Here is a 1438-nt window from a genome sequence, read left to right on the forward strand (position 1 = left end):
AAGGCTGAGACCTGATGCCGAGCCGATTGTGGTGAAGTGGATGATCCTATGCTGTCGAGAAAAGCCTCTAGCGAGTTTCATGGCGGCCCGTACCCTAAACCGACTCAGGTGGTCAGGTAGAGAATACCGAGGCGTTCGGGTGAACTATGGTTAAGGAACTCGGCAAAATGCCCCCGTAACTTCGGGAGAAGGGGGGCCATCACCGGTGATGACATTTACTGTCTGAGCTGGGGGTGGCCGCAGAGACCAGCGAGAAGCGACTGTTTACTAAAAACACAGGTCCGTGCGAAGCCGTAAGGCGATGTATACGGACTGACGCCTGCCCGGTGCTGGAACGTTAAGGGGACCGGTTAGTGCACTTTCGGGTGTGCGAAGCTGAGAACTTAAGCGCCAGTAAACGGCGGTGGTAACTATAACCATCCTAAGGTAGCGAAATTCCTTGTCGGGTAAGTTCCGACCTGCACGAATGGCGTAACGACTTCTCGACTGTCTCAACCATAGGCCCGGTGAAATTGCACTACGAGTAAAGATGCTCGTTTCGCGCAGAAGGACGGAAAGACCCCGGGACCTTTACTACAGTTTGATATTGGTGTTCGGTTCGGCTTGTGTAGGATAGGTGGGAGACTTTGAAGCGGGCACGCCAGTGTTCGTGGAGTCGCCGTTGAAATACCACTCTGGTCGTGCTGGATGTCTAACCTCGGTCCGTGATCCGGATCAGGGACAGTGTCTGATGGGTAGTTTAACTGGGGCGGTTGCCTCCCAAAGGGTAACGGAGGCGCCCAAAGGTTCCCTCAGCCTGGTTGGTAATCAGGTGTTGAGTGTAAGTGCACAAGGGAGCTTGACTGTGAGACCGACGGGTCGAGCAGGGACGAAAGTCGGGACTAGTGATCCGGCGGTGGCTTGTGGAAGCGCCGTCGCTCAACGGATAAAAGGTACCCCGGGGATAACAGGCTGATCTTCCCCAAGAGTCCATATCGACGGGATGGTTTGGCACCTCGATGTCGGCTCGTCGCATCCTGGGGCTGGAGTCGGTCCCAAGGGTTGGGCTGTTCGCCCATTAAAGCGGTACGCGAGCTGGGTTTAGAACGTCGTGAGACAGTTCGGTCCCTATCCTCTGTGCGCGTAGGAATATTGAGAAGGGCTGTCCCTAGTACGAGAGGACCGGGACGGACGAACCTCTGGTGTGCCAGTTGTCCTGCCAAGGGCATGGCTGGTTGGCTACGTTCGGAAAGGATAACCGCTGAAAGCATCTAAGCGGGAAGCCTGCTTCGAGATGAGTATTCCCACCCCCTTTGAGGGGTTAAGGCTCCCAGTAGACGACTGGGTTGATAGGCCAGATCTGGAAGCCCGGTAACGGGTGGAGGTGACTGGTACTAATAGGCCGAGGGCTTGTCCTCAGTTGCTCGCGTCCACTGTGTTGGTTCTGAAACCACGAACA

1 rRNA gene (running past one end of the window) is annotated in these 1438 nt (G+C 55.7%); it reads left to right on the top strand.

The window, feature by feature from the left end:
* Positions 1-1397: ribosomal RNA gene (locus ACH4D5_RS38825) — 23S ribosomal RNA — on the top strand; it begins 1372 nt to the left of the window's first position.
* Positions 1398-1438: the final 41 nt, after the last annotated feature.

This window comes from Streptomyces sp. NPDC018029 (genome assembly GCF_044327655.1).
Classification (GTDB): domain Bacteria; phylum Actinomycetota; class Actinomycetes; order Streptomycetales; family Streptomycetaceae; genus Streptomyces.